Below are 23,978 nucleotides of genomic sequence, written 5' to 3'. Positions count from 1 at the left end.
CGGAGACAGCATGAAAGCAGTTATTTTGGCCGGTGGCCTGGGAACGCGGCTAAGCGAAGAAACCAGTGTACGCCCAAAACCGATGGTCGAAATCGGCGGCAAGCCGATACTCTGGCACATACTGAAGATGTATTCCGCGCACGGCATCAATGACTTCATTATCTGCTGCGGCTACAAGGGGTATGTGATCAAGGAATACTTTGCCAACTATTTCCTGCATATGTCCGACGTCACATTCAACATGCGTGACAACACCATGAAAGTGCACGACCAGCGGGCTGAAGACTGGAATATCACACTGGTCGATACTGGCGATGACTCCATGACCGGCGGGCGCCTACGTCGTGTCGCCGACTATGTCAAAGACGAAGAAGCCTTTTGCTTCACCTACGGCGACGGCGTAAGCGACCTCGATATCAGCGCAACGCTGGCCTTCCACAAGGCACATGGCAAGGCAGCAACGCTGACCGCAACGTTCCCGCCTGGCCGTTTCGGCGCTCTGGACATCCAGAATGGCCAAGTGCTGAATTTCAAGGAAAAACCCAAGGGCGATGGCGCGCTGATCAATGGCGGCTTCTTCGTACTGAGCCCTACGGTACTCGATTACCTGGAAGACGACAGCACGACCTGGGAACAGGAACCGCTAACGAAGCTGGCGGCCGAGGGTCAGCTCATGGCTTACGAACACCCTGGGTTCTGGCAACCTATGGATACACTGCGTGACAAACACTATCTGGAGGATCTTTGGCAGTCAGGCAAAGCTCCCTGGAAATCCTGGGACTGAATGATGAAGTCGACGGTTTCTCCCGCCTTCTGGCAAGGCAAAAAAGTCTTCCTGACCGGCCACACGGGGTTCAAGGGCAGTTGGCTCTCCCTGTGGTTGAGCAGCATGGGCGCGCAGGTGAAGGGTTTTGCCCTGCCACCACCGACTCACCCTGCCCTGTTCGTCGAGGCCGGAGTGGCCGCGGGCATGGAGTCGGAAAAAGGGGATATCCGCGACTTGGCGGCCATTACCCAGAGCATGACGCGCTTCAACCCAGATGTACTGATCCATATGGCGGCACAACCATTGGTCCGTTTGTCCTACCGCGAGCCGGTCGAGACCTATGCCACCAATGTAATGGGCACCCTGCATGTGCTTGAAGCCGCCCGGAAATGCTCCAACCTACGGGCGATCGTCAACGTCACCACGGACAAATGCTACGAGAACCGGGAATGGGAATGGGGTTACCGTGAGGACGAACCTATGGGCGGCCATGACCCATACAGCAACAGTAAGGGCTGTGTGGAGCTGATCACAAGCGCCTACCGCAATTCGTTCTTCAACGATCCGCGCGCTGCCGCCCTGGCGTCCGGCCGAGCCGGCAACGTCATTGGCGGCGGCGATTGGGCGGAAGATCGGCTCATCCCTGATATTCTTCGTGCCTTCGAGCAGGGCCAGCCCGTCACAGTCCGAAACCCGAAGTCAACGCGGCCCTGGCAACACGTATTGGAGCCTCTCAGCGGTTACCTGGTATTGGCCGAACACCTCTGGACCCACGGGCATCGTTTCGCCCAGGGCTGGAATTTCGGCCCTAAGGATGAGGATGCACGCCCCGTTGAGTGGATCCTCGATCACATGGTCCATACTTGGGGGGCAGGCGCTCACTGGCAACTGGATCAAGACCCGCAGCCACATGAGGCCAACTACCTTAAGTTGGATATTTCCAAAGCCCGGACCCACTTGCACTGGGGGCCCAGCTGGAACCTTGAGACCACGCTCGCCCGGATTGTTACCTGGCATCGAGCCTGGTTGAGCGGCAGTGATATGCAGGCCCATTGCCTGGAAGAAATCAACGCCTACATGCTCGCCATGCATGCCAGCAGCAACTAACTCTATTTTTAGCAGGATTTTTCATGACACCCGATATGCTCCGCCAGGAAATCAGCAAGCTCGTCGAGCAATATGCCAATGTCGCTTTGGCGAGCAAGCCATTCGTGGCCGGCGAAACCGTGATACCGCCTTCCGGCAAGGTGATCGGTGCACGTGAGTTACAACTGATGGTCGAGGCCTCCTTGGACGGCTGGCTGACCACCGGTCGCTTCAATGCCGAATTCGAGAAGAAGCTGGCTGAATTTATCGGTGTCAAATTCCTGCTGTCGGTCAACTCAGGTTCTTCCGCCAACCTGGTTGCCTTCAGCACCCTAACCTCTCCCAAGCTGGGTGAGCGAGCGATCAAGAAAGGTGATGAAGTGATTGGCGTCGCCGCGGGCTTCCCGACCACCGTCAACCCCATCGTTCAATTTGGTGCGGTGCCGGTGTTCGTCGATGTCGACATGGCGACCCACAATATCAATGCCGACCTTATCGAAGCCGCAATCACGCCGAAAACCAAGGCAATCATGCTGGCTCATACCCTAGGCAACCCGTTCAACCTAGGCAAGGTCAAGGCACTGTGCGAAAAGTACAACCTGTGGCTGGTCGAAGACTGCTGCGATGCCCTGGGTGCGACCTATGACGGCAAGCTGGTAGGCACCTTCGGCGATATCGCCACCCTCAGTTTCTACCCTGCGCACCACATCACCATGGGTGAAGGTGGTGCAGTATTCACCAACAATCCGATGCTGAAAGTGATTGCCGAGTCGTTCCGCGACTGGGGCCGCGATTGCTACTGCGCGCCGGGCTGCGACAACACCTGTGGCGACCGTTTTGGCCAGCAATATGGCAGCCTGCCCCAAGGCTACGACCACAAGTACGTGTATGCACACTTGGGCTACAACCTGAAAATCACCGATATGCAGGCGGCCTGCGGCCTGGCCCAACTCGAACGCGCCCAGGACTTCATCGATACGCGCAAGCGCAACTTCGCACTGCTCAAGGAGCGGCTGTCCAGCCTGTCCGAGTTCCTCGAAATCGCCGAAGCCACACCCAACAGTGACCCTTCGTGGTTCGGCTTCCCGGTGACACTCAAGGAAAGCAGCGGCGTAAACCGTGTTGACCTGCTCAAGTACCTCGATCAACACAAGATCGGTACACGCCTGCTGTTTGCCGGCAACCTGACCCGACAGCCTTATTTCCAGAACTTGGAATATCGTGTGGTCGGCGAGCTGACAAATACCGACCGCACCATGAACCAGACCTTCTGGCTCGGCGTACAGCCGTCATTGGGGCAGGAGCACTTTGATTTTGTCGGTGAGAAGCTGGAAGAGTTCTTTGGAATCGGCTTCTAGGCGATGAAAGCATCGGATGCTGTGGCGCTGGTTCTTGCACGGAACAATGTTCTGTGTGGTTACGAACTGATTGGCGGGATGATCACGCACCTGGTTGATAGCATCAACCAGTTGGGTAAGACTAAGCTAATCTCAGGTCACAATGAGCAAGGGGCGGCGTTTGCCGCTTCCGCTGCTGCCCAAGAAACGCATCACGAAGTACTCGGCGCTGCCCTGGGCACAAGCGGCCCGGGCGCCACTAACCTGATGACCGGCATAGCTGACTGCTGGCTTGACAGCCATCACTGCTTATTTCTTAAAGGCCAGGTCAATACCTACGAACTCAAAGGCGAGAGGCGCATTCGCCAACAGGGTTTTCAAGAGCTCGACAGCGTGGCGCTGGCCAGCAGCATTACCAAGTACGCATACCAGGTCAAACAGGTCGAATCGCTCGGGCAGTTGGAGGCCCTGGACCTTCCTTACGTAGCCCGTTTGAAAGGTGCGAAAAAAATCCGGGCGAGTGCGAACTACTCGGGCATGCTCGGCGCCTACGTAACGCGTGCTGCCAATCACGCCGTACAAAACTGCGATTTTCTGCCGCTATTGGGAAGCCGCCTAGACGTCCGACAAACCGGCGCCAAACCCGATGATTTCGCCCGTAAGGCCAAAATTATCCAGATCGACCTGATGGAAGGGCAACTAAACAACCGGGTTCAAACACACGCCTCCTAACCCATAAATTTTCGAAACTCAGCTGCTGGTCTTCGAGCAGGCTGAAGCGTCCATCGACGGAGTTTTAAAATGCAAACGCAGGAAAAAACAAAAGTAAGTGAGCAGATCGCTGAAGCACTGGAAAACCTGGGCATTACCCATGCGTTCGGGATTATCGGCGCTGGTAACGTTCATCTTTTTGAAGCCATCAGCCGCCGTGGCTACACTGAAATTGTCTGCGTGCACCACGAACAGGCCGCTTGCATGGCCGTACAGACCTATTACCGCACCAACGGCCGTCTTTCCGCAGCATTGCTGACGACAGGCGCTGGCTCCACCAATGGCGTTACTGGTGTGGTGTCTGCGTGGGCCGACTCCATTCCGTGCGTAGTCATCGCGGGTAATGAGCATTCCAAGCATTGCTCGGTGGATAACCCGCTGCGCATGTGGGGCGTTCAGGGATACGATTCCTGCCAGATGGTGAGCCGGGTATGCAAATACACTCAACGCGTCACTCAGCCGGAGCAGGCCGTATACGAGCTCGAAAAAGCCGTACACGTCGCGCTGGAAGGCCGCCAAGGCCCAACCTGGATCGAAATCCCGATGGACATCCAGTCCAGCCGTATTCCAGCCAGCGAAATGGCGCATTTCCAAGCGCCCGCTGTCGATAAAACGATCAGCGCTGAAGTGGCCGCACAGGTCGACAGTGTCGTGGCCGCCTTACTCAAGGCCGAACGGCCACTGCTCTGGCTGGGCAACGGCATCCGCCTGGCCGGCGCCGTAAAACTTATTGCGCCGCTGCTGGAGAAACTCGGTACTCCGGGCCTCGTATCCTGGGCGGGTATCGACATGATCGACTCCGATCACCCTTTGGTGTTCGGACGCGCAGGCGTCTACGGCCAGCGTTCGGCCAACTTTATCCTGCAAAACAGTGATTACATACTTGCCATTGGTACTCGTCTGGCCATACCACAGGTCGGTTATGACCTGACCGAGCTAGCGCGCGAAGCACGGATTGACGTGGTAGACATTAGTCGTGAAGAAGCGGTCAAGAATGCTTCACGCACCCAGGAAGTCATCGTCAGTGATGCAGCTGTCTTTATCGAGGCATTGAGCGCTCGCCTGGAGCCACTGGCAATTCCTTCCAAGGCCCTATGGCTGGCGCAATGTGAAGCCTATGAAGCGCGGTTCCCATGGGTCGGTGAAGAGCATGCCGACAAAGGCGGCTTCATTAACTCTTATCGTTTCATGGAGCGCCTGAACGGCGTATTCAAACCGAACCAGATCGTCGTGACCGATATGGGCACCGCCCTCTTGTGTGGGCATCAGGTACTGCGCCTGAAAGATGGCCAGCGCCTGATGACTTCTACCGGCCTCGGTGAGATGGGCTATGGCCTGCCTGCGGCACTAGGGGTATCGTTCGCCACGGACCGAGGCGAGGTAATGTGCCTCAACTGCGACGGCGGCATGATGATGAACTTGCAAGAACTGCAAACAATCGTGCACCACCAGTTGCCGATCAAGCTTTTCATCTTCAACAACGATGGCTACTTGATGATCAAGCACACCCAGAACTCGTTGTTCAAAGGTTCTTACGTGGGGACTGACCGGACTTCGGGCGTTTCGTGCCCAGACTTCTCGAAGCTCGCAACCGGCTTTGGTATCCCTTCTTGCCAGATTCGTCATTGGGATGACGTGGACGCAGCTCTGGAGAAAGTACAGGCCGCAACCGGACCAATCATCTGCGAGGTGTTCATGCACCCCGAGCAACTGTTCTCACCGAAGCTTTCAGTGATAGTGAAGGAGGATGGTTCGCTGGTCTCGCCACCGCTGGAAGATCTCTCGCCACTGATTCCACGGGACCAGTTGGAGAGTGCCATGCTCCAAGGGATGCATGAAAAATCAAAGGAGCTGGGCGCATAAGCCCTCTCATGGAAAGAATCTTGCGCAATGCCATAGTAACGAGCGATCTGCTGGCGATTACTACCCAGTACACGCTGCCCTGGCATCGCCTGAAAGGGCAAAAGGTGCTCATTACTGGCGCCTCGGGTTTTCTCGCCGCCTATATGGTAGAAACGTTGTTGTATCTCAATGAAACCCAAGGGCTGGAGATCCAGATTTTCGCCATGGTACGCAGCCGGCAGCGCTTTGAGAGCAGGTTTTCACATGCCTTGTGCAGATCGGATTTAATCTGCATAGAACAAGACGTCAGCGAACCGTTGGCGCTTGATGTGCGCCCTGACTACATTGTTCACGCCGCCAGTCAGGCCAGCCCAAAGTACTATTCGACCGATCCAATTGGCACCTTGAGCGCCAACACGCTCGGGACTGCTGCTTTGCTGAAACTTGCAGCTCAGAGCGAGTCGAAAGGGTTTCTCTTCTTCAGCAGTGGCGAGGTGTACGGGCAGACGGATATCGTGCCTACCTCGGAGCGAGATCTTGGGTTTGTCGACCCGACTTCGGTCCGTGCTTGCTACGCGGAAAGCAAGCGAATGGGTGAAAACATGTGTATCAGTTGGCACCACCAGGCAGGTGTACCGGCCACCATCGTCAGGCCGTTTCACACCTACGGCCCTCACATGTTATTGAATGACGGAAGGGTATATGCTGATTTTGTGGCCAATATCCTGAATAATCAGCCCATCACCATGAAAAGCGACGGTACTGCGCGGAGGGCTTTCTGTTATGCCGCGGACGCGGTAGCAGGCTTCTGGACGGTATTACTCAACGGCACCCACGGCGAAGCATACAATGTAGGTAACCCCGCGGGAGAAATCAGTATCAGAGAGCTGGCCGAAATGCTGGTAGGGCTGTACCCCGAAAAAGAATTGAGCGTCTCGTTTACTACCCGCGAAAATGATAGTACGTACTTAGTAAGTCCAATTGTAAGAAACTGCCCAGATATCACTAAAGTAAAAAGGCTCGGCTGGCTCCCTAGGACGACTGTCCGAGAGGGCTTCAAGAAAACCATTGAGAGTTACACATGAAGAACATGGAAGAGATGCGTCAGTGTTTTGAAAACCAAGCATTGAGCAAACCTGACTACATAGATGGAATGTACAACGACTTCCACAGCAAGCTCTTTTCTTATGCATCATGGTTGAAAGAAACAAACGTTGCCCGCATAGAGATCACTGACGGAAAGGTGATCATGACATCCCGCGACAACGGTATAAAGGTTGTTTGCCCCGAATTTGACAAGCGCGTTGCGCCGGTTGAGATTCTCAACTTTGGCGATTATGAGCTGACCGATTCGAACATGATCATCAAGCTGGTCAAACCGAATGCCTGCGTATTGGATATTGGCGCAAACATGGGGTGGTATGCCCTCAACATTGCCAAAAAGAATCCCGGCGTAAATGTCTACGCCTTTGAACCCATTGATTCCACATATTCGGCACTTCAGGAAAACGTGCGAATCAACGAATTGGACAATATCAAGACCTTCAATTTCGGTTTCTCTTCGGAAGAGAAGACCCTGGAGTTCTATTTCTACCCGGGCGGTTCGGGGAACGCCTCCTCAGCCAACTTGAGCGGGCGCGCCGACGTAAAGAAGGTTACCTGCGACGTCAAGGTTCTCGACGACACATCAACACGCTTGAATCTGCCCAAAGTCGACTTTATCAAGTGTGACGTCGAAGGTGCGGAGCTTTTTGTCTTCCAGGGCGCGATGCGGTTGCTGGCCGAGGACAAGCCAATTGTATTTACGGAAATGCTGCGAAAGTGGGCAGCGAAGTTTGACTACCATCCCAATCAGATCATCGAGCTTTTTCATGACTTGGGCTACCAATGCTTCACCGCTGACGCGGAAGGCAACCTCCGTGCGTTCGGCCTGATGGATGACCAGACGCAAGAAACCAACTTCTTCTTTTTGCACGAAACACAACATGCGCCTGAGATCAAAGAGCTACTGGTAAAATAACGAATTGCTTTGAATCTGCGCCTCCTTGGATGTATGTGATGGTCACTAAAAAAGTACTGAAAGTAGCTATTATCGGTTCGGGCAATATTGGTACCGATCTGCTCGTGAAGATAATGCGCTCTCAGCATCTTGTATGCACGCTTTTCGCCGGGCGTAACTACTCGTCGGCAGGAATGAAAAGAGCTACCGAGCTAGGCATTCCCACGTCCGATCAGGGTATTGGTGCGATCCTCTCGTCGCCTGATGTGTGCGACCTGGTTTTTGATGCAACCTCCGCTCATGCACATATTGAGCATTGGGATGCATTGCGTAAGCTTGGAAAGACCGTCATCGACATGACACCGGCAAAGCTGGGGGTCTTCTGCATCCCTGCCATCAACGCCGGGGAATGCGTAGGCGGAGGTACTCAGAACATCAACATGATTACCTGCGGCGGGCAGTCATCCATTCCCATCGCCAGTGCGATTGCTGCCGTTCATGCCAATATCGAATACATCGAAGTCGTCTCCAGTATTGCATCGCTCAGTGCGGGACCAGCCACTCGGGCCAACCTTGATGAGTACATAGAAACCACTGAAGATGCGCTGATGCGCTTCTCGGGAGCACAGCGGACGAAGGCAATATTGATCCTGAACCCGGCCAACCCACCGATCGACATGCAGACTACCATCTACGCCAAGATCACCAACCCTGACATTCCTGCAATCCGTCAGTCGGTAGAGGCAATGGTTGCCAAACTGAAAGAGTATGTTCCAGGTTATGCACTGATCGTCCCGCCAACGGTTGAAGGAGATCGGGTACTAACGACCATAAAAGTCGTGGGTAACGGCGATTACCTACCGCAGTATGCTGGCAACCTAGACATCATCAACTGTGCAGCTATTGCTGTCGCGGAAATGATCGCGACCTCTGTACACGCCAAGGAAAAACTGCATGCCTAAGCACATCCTCATTACCGATCCTACATTGCGTGATGGTAACCACGCGGTGGGGCACAAATTAGGAGCTGAAGCGTTCGTCGCTTATTGCAAGGCAGCGGAGGCGGCGAATGTACCAATTATCGAGGTCGGCCATGGCAATGGCCTTGGCGGCTCGTCGATGCTGGTTGGAGAAAGCCGCCTCAGCGACCAGGAAATTTTCAGAATTTCCCGCGAGCAGTTGACCAACACTCGATTGGCTATCCATGTTATCCCAGGCTTTTGTACCATCAAGAAAGACCTGAGCCAGGCAGTCGAACTGGGTGTCGATGTATTCCGAATCGCCGCTCACTGCACCGAAGCCGATGTCACCCAGCGTCACATTGGCTATATTCGAGAGTCCGGCAAGGAGGCATGGGGCATCCTGATGATGACGCATATGGCCAGCCCGCAAGTGCTGCTTGAAGAGGCCAGAAAAATGGAGTCCTATGGAGCCCAGGCGATTGTCATCATGGACTCTGCGGGCGCTCAGATGGTCGATGATGTCAAAGCCCGCGTCAGCACTCTGGTAAACGGCCTATCCATCCCGGTCGGCTTCCACGGCCACAATAACCTTGGAATGGCTGTGATCAACTCCGTAACAGCGGTCAATGAAGGCGCGACCATTCTCGATGGCACCATCCGCGGATTTGGCGCTGGCGCCGGCAACACACAGCTTGAAGTGCTGGTGGGGGTGCTGCACAAACTGGGGTATCACACAGGGATTGATCTCTTCAAAATTCTGGATGCTGCCACGATGGCCGAAAAGGAACTGGGGTTTATCGCTCCGTCCATTTCCCCCGTTTCAATTGTGAGCGGCCTTGCGGGAGTCTTTTCCGGCTTCGCCAAACCCGTGGCCAGAGCGGCCGCAGAATATGGTGTAGACCCAAGGGACGTGTTTTTCCGACTGGGTGAACGCAAGGCAGTTGCTGGCCAGGAAAGCCTTATCATCGAGGTAGCCAAAGAGCTGGCCGAGAAGTAGTGATCTGCAGCAACACAGTTTCGGGGGCACGCTTACATTCAGCGGCTATATATGCAGAGTGCCCCTAGTAACACTTCTTGCCTCTCAAAAGTTGAAAAATAAAATGTGCCATCAGCCGTGAAAAACATGCTGCTCAAAACGCTATTTAGCTACGATGTCCGCCACTCCGCAATCAATCAGCTGTGGAGATTGTTTTCCGGACCTCTGCTGCTGCTGTTAGTCCCTCTTTACCTCTCCGCAGAAGCCCAAGGCTACTGGTACACATTTATAAGCCTGGCAGCCCTGGCTGTATTCGCCGACATGGGGTTTTCTTCAATACTCTTGCTGTTTTCATCCCACGAATTCGCGCACCTCAGATTTAATGCCGATAAAACGCTTACGGGTGATACTAAGCACATGATCCGCCTGGCCACCCTTGGCAAATTTGCCTTGAAGTGGTCCAGTGCGATGGCCATCGTAATTTTCCCCGTAGTATTAGCGGCCGGATACTTTTTGCTGAATAGCAAGGGCTCAGCTGTCAACTGGCAACTGCCCTGGTTCATATATGGCGCGGCGTCGGTATTGGTCTTCCTGAACAGCATGTTGCTGTCGTTTATCGAAGGGTGCGACAGTGTCGGAGATGTACAAAAAATCCGCTTCTACATCAGCGTAAGCACAGTCACCGTAACCGCACTTCTGCTGTTATGCGGGGAAGAGCTCTACGCCCTGGCGATAGCCTTGCTATCCGGAGCAATGACCGGATTGGCCCTAATCGGCTACCGCTATAAAAAAATGCTTCAACAGCTTTATACCGCCGGTAAAAACTCGCACCACGCTTGGGCATCGGAAATCATGCCACTGATGTGGCGGTTTGCTGTCAGCTGGATAAGTGGCTACTTTATCCTTTCGATCTTCACCCCTTTGGCATTCCACTTTTATGGAACGGTAGAGGCAGGTCAAGTGGGCCTGTCCATGGCGGTATGCATGGCACTTTTCAGCATCGCTAACATCTGGGTTTCGATCAACACACCCAAGATGAACATGTATGTTGCACAGCAAGATTACCCAGCGCTGAACACCACCTTCAAACGCGCCCTTCTGCTCGCCACGTTGACTTACGTCCTAGGTCTGGCAACCCTGTTTACAGGTATCGAACTCCTCAAGGATTACCTGCCGATTGCCAATCGCCTAGTTTCACACATTGCCTTGGTATTGGTGGGGTTTGGCTGGCTGATCCAATTGTGGATCAACTCAATGGCTGTCTACATGCGAGCTCACAAGCAAGAGCCACTGGTTACGGCTTCCGTGGTACAGGGCGTATATGTGGCAACAACTACGCTAGCTATCTGCATCTACCTTCCCTTCGATTACCTATTTGTCGGTTTCTTCAGCGCGCTTTGCATAGTGACGCCTTGGGTGTACTGGATATTTAAAAACTTCAAGAGATCGCACGTATGAATCCAGTCGGCAATCCCTATCTTTCAATCGTCATTCCGTCCTACAACCGGGCGGACTTTCTTGATAAATCCCTGTCGGTGCATGTTCCGCTGGCCCGAAGCCACAACCTGCAAATTTTCATATCGGACAATGCCTCGTCCGATAACACACAGGACATTATCGCAAAGTGGCAGAAAGAATACAGCCTCATTCGCAGCCTGCGAAACGAGACCACAGTAGGCCCCGAAGCCAATTTCGAGAAAGCGTTGAAGGCCGCGAACACCCAGTACGTATGGCTTCTGGGGGATACGTCGAAAATTCCCGAAAAGGGTATTGTGTCCGTACTCAAGCTCATCGAAAGCTCAAACAGCTATAGTGCAATAGTTGTCAACCTCATCGATAAAAATACGACGGCCAGCAGAAACTATAGTTGCCCGGATGCTTTATTGACCGAACTTGCCGGAATTATGAGCTGCATGAGCTGCCTGATTTACAATAGAGAACTGATCGCCAGTGCGGATTTCAACCGCTACATCGGCTCTTACTTCATGCAGACCGGTGTCATATTGGAACATGCGGCGCGTGACAATACGCTGATTCGATGGGAACAGGAAATATCCATTACGTCACTCGAAAGCCCAACCCTGCAAAAGAAGGGCTGGGCGCATACGCCAAAGATCTTTGAAGTCGGGATTGAAAAATGGGTAAACTTTATATTCTCACTGCCATCAACTTATGCACTGAAGAGCAAACTTTCTGCGTGTCGTAGTTTCGGGACTATATCCGGGGCTTTTTCAGTAAGAGGCATGGTATCCCTGCGCGTTCGTGGGCTGTTGAGCTACTCGATCTATAGGCGATTCAAGCCTGCCCTACGCCTGTCCATCGATTACCCACTGATGATTGTCGCCGTGATTTCACTGACCCCCCGCCCCCTGCTTAAAGCTATGACCGACGTTTATCTTCATCTCACACGCAACCGGCCGCCTGAATCCGGGTATCAATAACGTCTAGATTCAGCAAAAAATTCGTTAACACCCAAGCACGAGTAAATGCGGTGTCATATTTTCTAAAGAAATTAAAACAGCACCACTTGTTCATTATCCCGCTACTGGTGGGGAGGTTCCTCTTAGCGTGGCGCGCGCTCATTCACCTAAGGACGATTCCAGCGCCGGGGAGGCGCGCCTACCTTGGCCGTGCGCCCAAGGTCTTTGGGATGGAACATATCACACTGGGTAACAACTTCAGGGTGGGTGAAGGGCTATGGCTGCACGCCATTCCTCAGTACCTTACGTTCACCTACCAGCCGCTTATCGAAATCGGTGAGAATTTTTCTGCCAGTGATTACCTGCATATAGCGTGCTGTAACAAGATATCTATCGGTAGAAATGTGCTGATGGGCAGTAAAATCCATATTACGGACCATTCCCACGGCGTATACACTGGAGAACACCAATCCAGTCCCCACGAAGCACCTTTCGAGCGTAAGCTGGGAAGCAGTGGCCCCGTAGCCATTGGCGACAACGTATGGATAGGAGACAATGTCGTAGTACTCCCCAACACCTCAATCGGTAGCGGCTCAATTATCGGTGCCAATAGTGTCGTTGCCAAAGATATTCCCGGCAATGCCATCGCTGTAGGTAGCCCTGCCAGGGTCGTGAAAATGTGGAACGAAAAAGAGTGTAAATGGTTAAGCGTATAAGCCTAGCGAGATACGGGTGGCCCCACACATCAAAGGTATGGCATGACGCGTAAGATTGCAGTAGGTATTGTTGTCTATCACGCTGGCGTGGAGTTACTGCGCAGGCTTGAATTGACTTCAGCAGACGGGATTGAAGTGTATGTTTTTGATAACTCACCTGACATCACCAATGTGCGCGAGCTTGCCGAGCATCATCCAGGCATTCATTACTTCACCTGTGGGAAAAACCTGGGGCTTGGCGTAGGAATTTCAACAGTCTGCGCCAACGCTCATCAACAGGGCTACGCTGCTCTTTTATTTTTTGATCAAGACACGGGTTACAATAGCAAAACGCTGTCTTATATAGAAAATAACTATGTAAATAATATCGACGCCTATAAAAATTTCAGTGCAATAGCCTTCAAAGCCGGCGGAGAAGCGTTGGTGCAGGACGTTCCTCTACTGATCAACAGTGGCAGCCTTTATTTCCTCGACAAACTCAAAACCCTGAATTGGCTTGATTGCAGCTATTTCGTGGACAGCGTGGACTACAAGCTTTGTCTGGACTCTTTGAATAAAGGCTACCGAATCGGCTCCTGCGGCAACACCCCTGGCTTTGATCACGTCACCGAACAAGCCGATAGTCGCTATCGAATTGCCGGTCGCACTTATTCGATGCGGGCATACTCTTGGTCTAGAATAAAAGACACCGTATCATCCAACATAAAACTCATTTTCTCCGCGATAAAGAGCGCCCAGTTCGGCTTCGCACTCAGAATCACAAAATTACTGGCTGTCTATTGTGCTTTTCAGGCTCTTGTCAGGATCTTCAATACATTAGGATTATTCAAACGTGACTGATGAACAAGGTGTGACCGGCGAGCAATCGGCCATTTTTACCGTGTGCAACCTAGCCTACCTGTCTAAGGCACTGGTATTGGCCGAGTCGCTGGTCAAATTCAATCAACCAAAACTTAAAATCTATATCTTCGATCGAAAGGTAGATATAGACTTTCCTACCGACCTGGCGGAGTTTCATTGGGTTGAAGAAATTGGGTTACCTAACCTTCTACACTATGCTTTCAAATACGACATCGTAGAGTTCAGCACCAGCCTCAAGCCTTGGATTACCCTGAAGCTGCTTGAGCAGCATGACAAAGTTGTTTTCCTGGACCCCGATACCTGCGTATTCAACCACCTCGATGGCCTGTGGAATGAGCTCGATACCCACGAAATTATCCTGACGCCTCATTACGTCACCCCGCATGTGGAAGGCGATATCGGGATGCTGCGCTTCGGTTCCTTCAACCTGGGCTTTTACGCGGTTGCAAAGACATCGGAAGCCATGCGCTTTCTTCAGTGGTGGAACGACCGCTGCCTGGACCACTGCTATTTCGAGACTCAGTTCGGTCTGTCCACCGACCAGAAGTGGGTCAGTATCGCCCCTTGTTTCTTTCCGACCCTCCACGTTTCGTTCAATCTCGGTTACAACGTGGCTTTCTGGAACAGCCATGAGCGGACGCTTTCGTCTGACGGTCAAGGTGGCTACACCGTAAACGAAACGTTCCCACTGATTTTCTTCCACTTCAGTTCTTTTGACGAGAAAAACCCCGAGCTTTTGAGCAAGCGCGCATTTGCAGGGCGAGAGAAAAAACGACAGGATCTGTTAGAGGTCAGCACCTATTACAAAGAGCGTCTGACATACTTCTCGTCCTTCTCCTCCAGCGCTGTCTATGCGTTTGACTATATGAGTGACGGTAAGTACATCTCCCCTGCCCTAAGGAGGGCATATGCAAGCGTGCTTAACGAGTTGCCAGCGGGCCACGATCCGTTCGACGCAAGCGGTCCTGTCTACACGTTTGCCGGAAAGAACTACCTGTTCGAAAAGAATGGCCCCTACAAGCCTGCTGGTTTTGGCGATACTCAGTCCCACTCTGGAAAACTCCGGATCATCAACTCATTATTAAAAGGGGTACTGTATGTCATGGGGCCTAACCGGTTCATGAACATATCGAGACTATTCGTGTACCTGTCCAGTTTCAGGTTCAACAGAAAGCTTTGGAAGCTTTGATGTGAGTTTTTACTTGCTCGGCTATCTGGCCATTCTTTATATCGCCATTCTGCGCTTCTTCGCACTGCGCCAAGACCTGCCTCTGACGCTGTTTCTGTATGTCTTCATTGGTATACTCGGCGGCATCAGGTTTGAAACGGGCATGGATTGGCCCCAATATGCAGGGTATTTTGAATCGATCTCTGTCGAGCAAGGACCGTTCACTTCCTATGCAGAAAACAACTACAGACTGGCTTTCGAGTTCGGCTACTTCCTGCTTAACTATACGATCAAATACTTGGGCGGCGAGTTAACTAGCGTCTTCATGGTCGCCTCTGTTTTTTGCGCGCTAAGCACTTATTTGATCGCGAGCACTTTTTCGGGAAACAGAGTTTTCATCTTCGTCATTTATGTTTCGTACAATTTCATCTACATGCACTTCTCAACAGTGCGCCAGTCCATTGCCGTAGGACTATTCCTACTAGGATTATGGGCATACCTGAAGCTTTCAAATAAAAAGCTTATGACACTGTTCTTCGCACTGAGTATCTGCTTTCAGATTTCCGCACTGCTTTATATATTCATATTCACCATTTCCCTCTTCACTCGCAACACGCTTAGGTATATCACCTTGTGGGCCATTGGAGTCATAGGTGTATTTATCGCAATGCGCCTAGGCTCGAATTTTTACCAGTTACTTTCGCAGATACTTCCATCTTCATTTGCTGCGAAGCTGATGGAGTACTCAGGATGGGATTACCAATTGAGCATCAGGACTTATTTGTTCGGATTCTATATTGCCGGCTGCGCGCTCAGCCTGGCCTGGCTGGAACTTAAAGAAAAGAGACAGCCCAACTTTTTGCCGTACACTCGCAAAGAAAGGCTACCCTTGAGTCTCGCCGTAACTTCCCTGATGCTCTCGGCCACTTTTATATTGCTATTCCCTAACAATTTCGCGCTATGGACCCGGACGTTCAATGTCGCATCAATATTATTTGCTTGCGTGCTTTCGGGCTTTTACTACTCAACCGTTAGAAACTACAAGCCCCTGTTCCTTGCACATCTCCTGGTTGCTGCAGTAGCGTTCGCCGTATCGCTGAACGGTGCGGCAGAAGCGATGATCCCTTATAAAACTATTTTTGACAGCCAGCCAACTGGCCTGTCAGGGTAATTAAGTGATCAGACTTCACGGTGCCGTTGAATGTGCATCCAATCGACAATATCGCCTTCCGGGCTGTAGCCACTGACAGTGTCTTTCAAAAGTTGCCTGACGAGCACGTAATCACCATCTTCGACAGCGCTCAGCAGCCCTTGCAACTTGCCCTTGAGAGCTTCCCACGTCAGGAACTCCTCACTGGCCCGCATAATCATCGGATGTCTCGTAGCGGCAACGTTGTCGCCAATCAACAGCTCTTCATAGAGCTTTTCACCCGGACGCAACCCAGTGAAATGGATCAGAATATCCCCGTGAGGATTTTTGTCCGAGCGAATACTCAAGCCAGACAGATGAACCATTTTTTCAGCAAGCTCTACAATTTTCACAGGTTCGCCCATATCAAGCACGAAGACATCCCCCCCCTCGCCCATTGAACCGGCCTGGATTACCAGTTGCGCCGCCTCAGGTATTGTCATGAAGTAACGGGTGATTTTCGGATGAGTCACTGTCAGGGGTCCGCCCGCCTGGATCTGCTTATGGAACAACGGAATCACCGAGCCCGATGAGCCTAATACGTTGCCAAATCGAACCATGGTAAAACGGGTTTTGTTTACGCGTGATATGTTCGATGCATCCCTGAACAGAGTCGGCGCTATCTCCTTGCTCAAGGCTTGCAACACAAGCTCCGCCAGGCGCTTGGTCCCACCCATCACATTTGTTGGCCGCACCGCCTTGTCGGTTGAAATCAGCACAAAGTTCTCGACACCAGCCTGTAAAGCGGCCTGCGCGGTATTGAGAGTACCGATCACATTATTGAGAATACCTTCCGCAATATTGTGCTCCACCATCGGTACATGTTTATAAGCAGCCGCGTGATAAACAGTATCGACCGACCAAGTACTCAAAACATCCAGCAGTTTGTCCTGATGCCTTACCGAGCCGAGAATCGGCAGCAACTTCACACTGAGCGCCTCTGATTGAACACGCTGCTCAAGTTCGGACAGAATGCAGTAGAGGTTGTATTCACTGTGATCAAACAGCAACAGACTGGTCGGCTCCAGCGAAAGGATCTGACGGCAAAGTTCCGAACCGATCGACCCCCCGGCCCCGGAAACCAACACCACGCGATTCTTGATGCATCGTTCCAACAACTCAGGCTGCGCCGGGACCGGGTCACGCCCCAGCAGGTCAGCGATGTCCACTTCCTGGATGTCATCGACTTTCACTCGGCCGCTCGCCAGGTCCATGAAACCGGGAACACTGCGCACGTGCAGCGGATACCCTTCCAGGTAACCCAGTATCTCTCGGCGGCGAGCACGCGTAGAGGAAGGAATTGCCAAAAGCAGCTCCTCGGCTCCAGTCTCATTGATCATCTGCTGGATGCGCTTGGGCTTATATACTTGCAAGCCGGAAATGATTCGATCCGAGATACCGCTATCATCGTCAACAAAAGCTACCGGACGCATTACACGGCCCAGACGCAGGGCCGCCACCAATTGATTGCCCGCGGCACCGGCCCCATAAATAGCAACCTTAGTCAGGCCGTCATCACGGCTGGTGAAAGGCATGTGCTGTGCCGCGGTAAACCAGTCCCCCTGAAAATACTGACGCATTGCAAGCCGCAAACCACCGATGATGACCATGCTCAGCCACCAGTAGTTGAAAACGATCGAACGCGGTACCACCGTCTGGTGGTTGCTATACAGGTAAACCACCAAGGCCAGCAGCAACGCTGAAAGACTGACCGCCTTGATAATGGCGATCAGCGCGTCGTTGCCAAAATAACGCATGACGGCACGGTACATGCCGAAGTGAACAAAAAGCGGGATGGCGATAACCGGTGCACTTAGAAACAGCCACAGATGGACGACGAAAGGATTGTTGAGATCGTCAAACCCCAGACGAACGACAAACGACAGCCACAGGGCTCCCCATACCAAGACGATGTCGGCGACCACTTGCAAGAAACGTTTTTGCCTGCGCGGCAAGCCCACTAATCGGGCACGTAGACTATCCATAAACCCTTTTATACCTCAGTCCCTAGTGCAGCCAGCAGAAAAATGGCCGTTGCGTGAGTGTCTAACAAGCTCTTTGTGCACTGTACCGATCGATTATTCAGCTTTTTCCAACTCGCCCGCGTGGAACTTAATGGCCAGAAGCACCAATGGAAAATACGCGACCACCAACCCCGAAAAACCGTCGAGCCCCAGGCCAACACATACGGCGACAGGCAGCAGCCATAGAACATTGATGGCAGCCACCCCGAGCGTGACAGGTAAATGGCTTCCCATCTGGCGCGATGCGTACTGATAGGCGTGACTACGGTGCGCCTCGTAGACTTTGTCTCCGCGGAACAGGCGCCGCCCTAAGGTGAAGGTCGCATCAACGATGAATACGCCCAGTAAAATCAGCCATACCCAAAGCATTTTAGGGGCCACCCAAGTAGCTTGGAGAGACAGCACTCCGAGCACGATACCAAGAAAGCCACTACCTGCATCGCCCATAAAAATACGTGCAGGGGGAAAATTCCAGTATAAAAAGCCGATGACGGCAAAAACTAATAACATCGGAGTGATAATTAGGTATTCATGCCCCGTCAACCAATAAACCAGGCACGCCCCTAAGCAGGTGCAAACCGCCTCAACGCTTGCAACCCCGTCGATACCGTCCATGAAGTTGTAAAGGTTGAGCATCCAGACCAGGTACAAGGCGGCCAGCACATGGCCAAGCCATCCCAAACCTAGTTCAATCCCTGCAAAATTTATCGAAGGCAGGCCTCCCATCCACGACAATGCCCAAATTGCGCCACCGAAATGAGCCAGCAAACGCCAGCGTGCAGCTATATGACCGTGGTCATCGAGGAAGCCAACCAGAGCTATAAGCGCCCCAGCCCCCAATAGCGGCCACGTGGCGCTCCAGCTCGTCCAACCCTCGGACGAAACGAAAACCAACGCCACCAGATACGTCAGCACTATCGCTACACCGCCACCCCTCGGCGTCGGCACCGCGTGCGAACTGCGATCGTTGGGTATATCCATCAAACTACGTGACAACGCGTAGCGACGCAAAACCCAAGTCAATAGAAGCGATGCTATAAGCACCGCGGCAAACACTAACGATATGGACATGTAAGAGAGAGTTCCTGAAGCGTATGCGAGCAAGAAGGGGCTAAGCATTTTTCGCTGCCTGTTATCGATAGGCATTGCAAAAGGCTCTCGACACCCGCCGGACTGCGCACCTTATGAGTGCCACTGACAAACAATAGCTTTTTCGTCATTTATCGCTCCGCCTCAAGGTGGCCTTTCTAAAAAGCACCTCCAAGCGGTCGAACAAGATTGCTTTGGAGAAATGCTCAAAGTAGTAGCGCCTGCCCAGCAGCCCCATGCGCTCACGCTCGGTCGCGGGTAGAGCCCCCATGCTGCGCACAATATTCGCCAGCCCCAGAGCATCTCCCGAACCACAGACCATGCCAGCCCCCGAATTCGCAACGACTTTGGCCGCTTCCCCGTCGATCATGGCAATAATGGGTTTACTGGAGGCAAGATAAGCTTGGACTTTGCCAGGAATAGTCTTCTCAAAGACCTCATTCGTTTTCAACGACACCAGCAGTGCGTCTGCAACGGCAAAGAGCGCCGGCATTTTTTCAAGAGGGTGCCTTCCTAGCAGCAGAACATTGTCCAATCTATGTTCTGCCACATGCCTGGCGAGCCATTGGCTCGCGCGGCCATCTCCTACGATCACCCAACGTACAGGCAGGTCCGCCTTGACAGCTTTGACCGCCTCCATGATTGCCGGAAAATCTTGGGCATCCCCGATATTGCCGGCGAACAGAACGGTGAAGACCGAATCGTCACGCTGCAAAAGATCAGAGGCCACCGGCGCGGCTCCCGAAAAATCATCCTCGGCCCAGCTCGGAAAGTACACGAGCCGGTCCTCAGAAATTGCACGCGTGCAGTACTGCTTGACACTCTCGTCGAAAGAGCGCGATTGCAGCAACAGGTAATCGGCGCGGTTGTAGATCCACGACACCACCTTTCCAGCCCATCCAAGTAATCGCGGACTTTTGATAACCCCGACCGCTCTGAGGCTTTCCGGCCACAGATCCAGGATCCAGATGAACGCCGGAGCCTTTTTCAGACGCCCAAGAACTATTCCCGGAATTGCCACCATGATCGGCGATACGCCAAACACAAAAATCGAATCGAAAGACTGACCACGCAATTTGTAACTGCCGATGGTCGAGGCACTCGCAAAAAAGGAAAGGTAGTTCAGGGCTAAGGTGAGACTTCGCTGACCCCTGGCGAATATCGGAACCCGAACTATCTGGGCTCCGTGGTAGTTGGAAAACTGCGCCGGATCACGCCGATAGTCGGCGTAAATCTTTCCTTCTGGATAGTTGGGCTGCCCGGTAAGCACCGTTACTTCGTGACCTTTTGCAACAAAGCCTTCAACCATGTTGTTGATGCGCATGTTTTCGGGCCAGAAATACTGGGTTACCACCAGAATCTTGAGTGGTTTTTCCTGCGAGAGCCTATCCAATCAATACTGCTTCCATACAGTGCGCATTACGTAATCGCGGTAACTATGGATAATTCGAACAACCTTTTCTGCAACGTTTGGCATGCTGTAATCCGCCACGAGCCGCAACGTCCGCTCCTGTCCTACCGCCTGACCTTGCAGAAGCGCCAAGCCTTGCATTGCACGCTCGACCTCCAGACCGACCATCATGACCGCTGCTTCCTCCATCCCTTCCGGACGCTCATGGGCTTCACGCAGGTTGAGTGCGGGAAAATTCAGGATCGACGACTCTTCGTTGATGGTGCCGCTGTCCGACAATACCGCCTTGGATGTCAGCTGGAGCTTATTGTAATCCTTGAAGCCGAGCGGCTTTAGCAGTTGCACATTTTTATGAAAATTAACGCCCAAGGCATCTATTCGTTTTTGCGTACGAGGATGGGTTGTCACAATTACCGGCAAGTCATAGTGAACGGCAACGCTGTTCAATACCTCAACCAGCTTGAGGAAGTTCTTGTCGGAGTCTATGTTCTCTTCGCGGTGCGCACTCACTACGAAAAATGCCCCGGGCTTCAGGCCAAGACGCTCCAGCACATCTGAAGCCTCGATACCCTCACGGTAGTAATTGAGCACTTCAAACATAGGACTACCGGTCTTGATCACCATTTCCGGAGGCAGCCCTTCACGTAGCAAGTAGTCGCGCGCGATGCTGCTGTAGGTCAGATTGATGTCCGCGGTATGGTCGACAATTCGGCGATTGATCTCCTCCGGCACGCGCATATCGAAACAGCGATTACCAGCTTCCATATGAAAGGTGGGGATTTTCCGCCGCTTGGCTGGAATTACCGCCATGCAACTGTTGGTGTCACCAAGCACCAGAAGTGCCTCTGGTTTTTCCTTCTCAAGGACACTATCCACGGCAATAATCACGTTACCGATAGTCTGCGCACCACTAGCCCCCGCCGCATTGAGAAAGTGGTCCGGTTTACGAATACCGAGATCCTGGAAAAAAATCTCGTTCAGTTCGTAGTCATAGTTCTGCCCGGTGTGCACCAGGATGTGCTCACAGTGTTCGTCCAGCTTGGCCATCACCCGTGACAATCGAATGATCTCTGGGCGCGTACCCACAACCGTGACAACTTTCAGTTTTTTCATCTCACACTCTTCGAAAATTATTGGTATCCGGCACGGCCCCCACACACCCGGCCTCAGGCTTGAATACCGACCGGCATCGCAAAAGTATCCGGCCGCTCACGATCAAAAATTTCGTTGGCCCAGAGCATGACGATCATCTCTTCTTCGCCGACATTGGTGATGTCGTGAGTCCAACCAGGCACCGTCTCCACCACTCGCGGCAACTCACCCTCGGTGAATAGTTCATAGAACTCGCCGGATACGATATGGCGAAAACGGAAGCACGCCTTGCCCTTGATAACCAGGAACTTCTCGGTCTTACTGTGATGGTAATGACCACCACGCGTCACACCAGGATGTGCGGTAAAGTAGGAAAACTGCCCGCTGTCCTTGGTCTTCAGCATTTCAACGAATACACCACGCGGATCGCCATACTTTGCAACGTCGTAGGTGAACTGCTCTACGGGCAGATAGCTGACGTAGGTGGAATAAAGTGCACGCACCAGGCCCGTACCGACAGCCTCACTGACCAACGTGCCACGGCTATCACGGAACGCATACAACTGATCAGCCAACTCTCCCACCGTGATACTGTATACCGGCGATATCTGAACGACAGAGGCTGGGTCCGCCTCCATGACACGAATGAAACAACCGATCACGTCATCGATATATACCAGGTCAACTTTGGCGTCTCGATCATTGATCTGTATCGGCAAGCTACGAGTGATATTGTGACAGAAGGTCGCCACCGCCGAGTTGTAATCTGGCCGAGCCCACTTGCCAAACACATTAGGCAAGCGCAGGACGCAAACCCTGGAGCCATGGTTTGCGTGTAAATCCTGCAAGCACTGCTCGGCCGCCAATTTACTGGTGCCGTATGGGTTATCGCGATCAGCCTGGGTCGACGAGGCATAAAGCACCGGTACAGGCTTGCCGCTTGTCTTGATTGCCTCGCATAGAGCGCGGGTCAGATCGGTATTACCGACTTTGAACTCATCCGATGATTGCGGCCGATTGACACCCGCCAGGTGAAAGACAAAGTCGACGTCAGAGAGTAGCGAGGGCAACTGAGCGACGCTGTTATCCCTGGTAAAGGCAACAACCTCGACATCCTTGCGCTCGTTGAAATGCGCGATCAGGTTCTTACCGACAAAACCATTGGCCCCAGTGATCAATACCTTCATGGCTCACTCCTCCGGCGTAGCAGGTTCGCCACGCTGAATAGCCTGCATGAACTCAAGCTTGAGCAAGAGGCGTTGCATACCCGCCACATCCAGTCGCTGCGTATTGTGGGAGTTGTAATCCTCAGTGCGAGAGATCTTTTCCTCGCCCTGCTCCACAAACTTGGAATAGTTCAGGTCACGCAAGTCGGGAGGAATACGGTAATAATCGCCTTTATCCTCAGCACAGGCCATTTCTTCACGGCTCAACAACGCCTCAAAAAGCTTTTCGCCATGCCGTGTACCGATTATTTGAATCGGATGCTCAGGTTTGCCGACCAATTCGGTTAATGCCTTGGCCAACGTTTCGACGGTCGCAGCCGGCGCCTTCTGAACAAACAGGTCCCCGTTGCGACCATGCTCAAAAGCATACAACACCAGGTCCACGGCATCGGCCAGAGTCATCATGAAGCGAGTCATACTCGGATCAGTCAACGTCAACGCGTTACCTGCACGAATCTGCTCGATGAACAGCGGGATAACAGACCCGCGCGAAGCCATGACATTACCGTAGCGCGTGCCGCAGATGACGGTCTTCGCATCATCTACGTTGCGGGATTTCGCCACCATGACTTTTTCCATCATTGCCTTGGAGATGCCCATGGCATTGATCGGGTACACAGCTTTGTCAGTGCTGAGACACACCACTCGTTTGACAGTGTTCTGAATGGCAGCTTCCAGGACATTTTCGGTCCCGATAACATTGGTTTTCACCGCTTCCATGGGATGAAATTCGCAGGATGGCACTTGTTTGAGCGCCGCCGCGTGAAAGATATAATCCACACCCCGGGTCGCATTTAGCACGCTCTGGTAGTCGCGCACGTCGCCTATGTAAAACTTCAGCTTGGCATTGGCATAGCGCTTGCGCATGTCATCCTGTTTTTTCTCATCTCGGCTGAAGATGCGAATTTCAGCAATATTGCTCTCTATGAAACGCTTGAGAACGGCATTGCCGAATGAGCCGGTGCCACCGGTGATGAGAAGCGTTTTTCCGTTGAACATAGGTAAGTCCTAAAGCAACGCGCACAGCACGACAAGCTTCTAGC

At 52.7% G+C, this 23,978-nt stretch carries 21 protein-coding genes; 15 read left to right on the top strand and 6 right to left on the bottom strand.

Annotated elements, in window-relative coordinates; translation table 11 throughout:
- The first annotated feature begins 10 nt into the window (after positions 1-10).
- The 15 genes from rfbF to CXQ82_RS08415 all read left to right on the top strand — a co-directional run bounded on the left by rfbF (position 11) and on the right by CXQ82_RS08415 (position 16,075).
- Positions 11-784, top strand: coding sequence for a glucose-1-phosphate cytidylyltransferase (gene rfbF, locus CXQ82_RS08485; protein ID WP_101267876.1), 774 nt, complete (start codon positions 11-13; stop codon positions 782-784).
- A gap of 3 nt (positions 785-787) precedes the next feature.
- Positions 788-1,873, top strand: a complete 1,086-nt coding sequence (gene rfbG, locus CXQ82_RS08480; protein ID WP_101273743.1) for a CDP-glucose 4,6-dehydratase — start codon at positions 788-790, stop codon at positions 1,871-1,873.
- Positions 1,874-1,896: 23 nt separating this feature from the next.
- On the top strand, positions 1,897-3,210 hold the full coding sequence (gene rfbH, locus CXQ82_RS08475; RefSeq protein ID WP_101267874.1) for a lipopolysaccharide biosynthesis protein RfbH: 1,314 nt from the start codon (positions 1,897-1,899) through the stop codon (positions 3,208-3,210).
- Positions 3,211-3,213: 3 nt separating this feature from the next.
- Entirely contained in the window at positions 3,214-3,921 is a 708-nt protein-coding gene (locus CXQ82_RS08470) for a thiamine pyrophosphate-binding protein (protein WP_256581885.1), read from the top strand.
- 69 nt (positions 3,922-3,990) lie between these two features.
- The gene (locus tag CXQ82_RS08465) at positions 3,991-5,823 is read left to right on the top strand and encodes a thiamine pyrophosphate-binding protein (protein WP_101267872.1); all 1,833 of its coding nucleotides are present in this window, start codon (positions 3,991-3,993) and stop codon (positions 5,821-5,823) included.
- Between the two features lie 8 nt (positions 5,824-5,831).
- Positions 5,832-6,887: an NAD-dependent epimerase/dehydratase family protein gene (locus CXQ82_RS08460; protein ID WP_101267869.1), complete on the top strand. Its 1,056-nt coding sequence runs from the start codon at positions 5,832-5,834 to the stop codon at positions 6,885-6,887.
- Entirely contained in the window at positions 6,884-7,822 is a 939-nt protein-coding gene (locus tag CXQ82_RS08455; protein WP_101267867.1) for an FkbM family methyltransferase, read from the top strand. Before CXQ82_RS08460 ends, CXQ82_RS08455 begins: the two co-directional genes overlap by 4 nt.
- Before the next feature lie 38 nt (positions 7,823-7,860).
- On the top strand, positions 7,861-8,763 hold the full coding sequence (locus CXQ82_RS08450; RefSeq protein ID WP_101267866.1) for an acetaldehyde dehydrogenase (acetylating): 903 nt from the start codon (positions 7,861-7,863) through the stop codon (positions 8,761-8,763).
- Positions 8,756-9,760 (top strand): 4-hydroxy-2-oxovalerate aldolase, encoded by a 1,005-nt coding sequence (gene dmpG, locus CXQ82_RS08445; RefSeq protein ID WP_101267864.1) that lies wholly within the window; start codon positions 8,756-8,758, stop codon positions 9,758-9,760. The genes CXQ82_RS08450 and dmpG overlap by 8 nt, the downstream gene beginning before the upstream one ends.
- A 126-nt stretch (positions 9,761-9,886) precedes the next feature.
- On the top strand, positions 9,887-11,197 hold the full coding sequence (locus CXQ82_RS08440) for a hypothetical protein (protein ID WP_101267862.1): 1,311 nt from the start codon (positions 9,887-9,889) through the stop codon (positions 11,195-11,197).
- Positions 11,194-12,180 carry a glycosyltransferase family 2 protein gene (locus CXQ82_RS08435; protein ID WP_101267860.1) on the top strand — a complete coding sequence of 329 codons (987 nt, stop codon included), beginning with the start codon at positions 11,194-11,196 and terminating at the stop codon, positions 12,178-12,180. The genes CXQ82_RS08440 and CXQ82_RS08435 overlap by 4 nt, the downstream gene beginning before the upstream one ends.
- Before the next feature lie 209 nt (positions 12,181-12,389).
- Positions 12,390-12,875, top strand: coding sequence for a DapH/DapD/GlmU-related protein (locus CXQ82_RS08430; protein ID WP_277422955.1), 486 nt, complete (start codon positions 12,390-12,392; stop codon positions 12,873-12,875).
- A gap of 42 nt (positions 12,876-12,917) precedes the next feature.
- Positions 12,918-13,715, top strand: coding sequence for a glycosyltransferase (locus tag CXQ82_RS08425; protein ID WP_101267856.1), 798 nt, complete (start codon positions 12,918-12,920; stop codon positions 13,713-13,715).
- A complete protein-coding gene (locus CXQ82_RS08420; RefSeq protein WP_101267855.1) occupies positions 13,708-14,925 on the top strand; it encodes a glycosyltransferase in 1,218 nt (405 codons plus the stop codon). Before CXQ82_RS08425 ends, CXQ82_RS08420 begins: the two co-directional genes overlap by 8 nt.
- A 1-nt stretch (position 14,926) precedes the next feature.
- Positions 14,927-16,075: an EpsG family protein gene (locus CXQ82_RS08415; protein ID WP_101267853.1), complete on the top strand. Its 1,149-nt coding sequence runs from the start codon at positions 14,927-14,929 to the stop codon at positions 16,073-16,075.
- An 8-nt stretch (positions 16,076-16,083) separates the two neighbouring features.
- Here CXQ82_RS08415 and CXQ82_RS08410 read toward each other — a convergent pair whose 3' ends face one another.
- The 6 genes from CXQ82_RS08410 to CXQ82_RS08385 form a co-directional block, all read right to left on the bottom strand.
- The gene (locus CXQ82_RS08410; protein ID WP_101267851.1) at positions 16,084-18,078 is read right to left on the bottom strand and encodes a nucleoside-diphosphate sugar epimerase/dehydratase; all 1,995 of its coding nucleotides are present in this window, start codon (positions 18,076-18,078) and stop codon (positions 16,084-16,086) included.
- 93 nt (positions 18,079-18,171) lie between these two features.
- On the bottom strand, positions 18,172-19,188 hold the full coding sequence (locus tag CXQ82_RS08405) for a glycosyltransferase family 4 protein (protein ID WP_101267850.1): 1,017 nt from the start codon (positions 19,186-19,188) through the stop codon (positions 18,172-18,174).
- 145 nt (positions 19,189-19,333) lie between these two features.
- Positions 19,334-20,530 (bottom strand): glycosyltransferase family 4 protein, encoded by a 1,197-nt coding sequence (locus CXQ82_RS08400; protein ID WP_164445034.1) that lies wholly within the window; start codon positions 20,528-20,530, stop codon positions 19,334-19,336.
- Between the two features lie 69 nt (positions 20,531-20,599).
- Positions 20,600-21,730 (bottom strand): non-hydrolyzing UDP-N-acetylglucosamine 2-epimerase, encoded by a 1,131-nt coding sequence (gene wecB / locus CXQ82_RS08395; RefSeq protein WP_101267846.1) that lies wholly within the window; start codon positions 21,728-21,730, stop codon positions 20,600-20,602.
- Between the two features lie 53 nt (positions 21,731-21,783).
- Entirely contained in the window at positions 21,784-22,896 is a 1,113-nt protein-coding gene (locus CXQ82_RS08390; protein WP_101267844.1) for an NAD-dependent epimerase/dehydratase family protein, read from the bottom strand.
- A 3-nt stretch (positions 22,897-22,899) separates the two neighbouring features.
- Positions 22,900-23,934 carry a polysaccharide biosynthesis protein gene (locus CXQ82_RS08385; RefSeq protein WP_101267842.1) on the bottom strand — a complete coding sequence of 345 codons (1,035 nt, stop codon included), beginning with the start codon at positions 23,932-23,934 and terminating at the stop codon, positions 22,900-22,902.
- Positions 23,935-23,978: the final 44 nt, after the last annotated feature.

The sequence above is a fragment of the Pseudomonas sp. S09G 359 genome, from assembly GCF_002843605.1.
Lineage (GTDB): Bacteria > Pseudomonadota > Gammaproteobacteria > Pseudomonadales > Pseudomonadaceae > Aquipseudomonas.
Note: the sequence above shows the minus strand (reverse complement) of the source record. Positions and strands in the feature narration are given on the sequence as shown.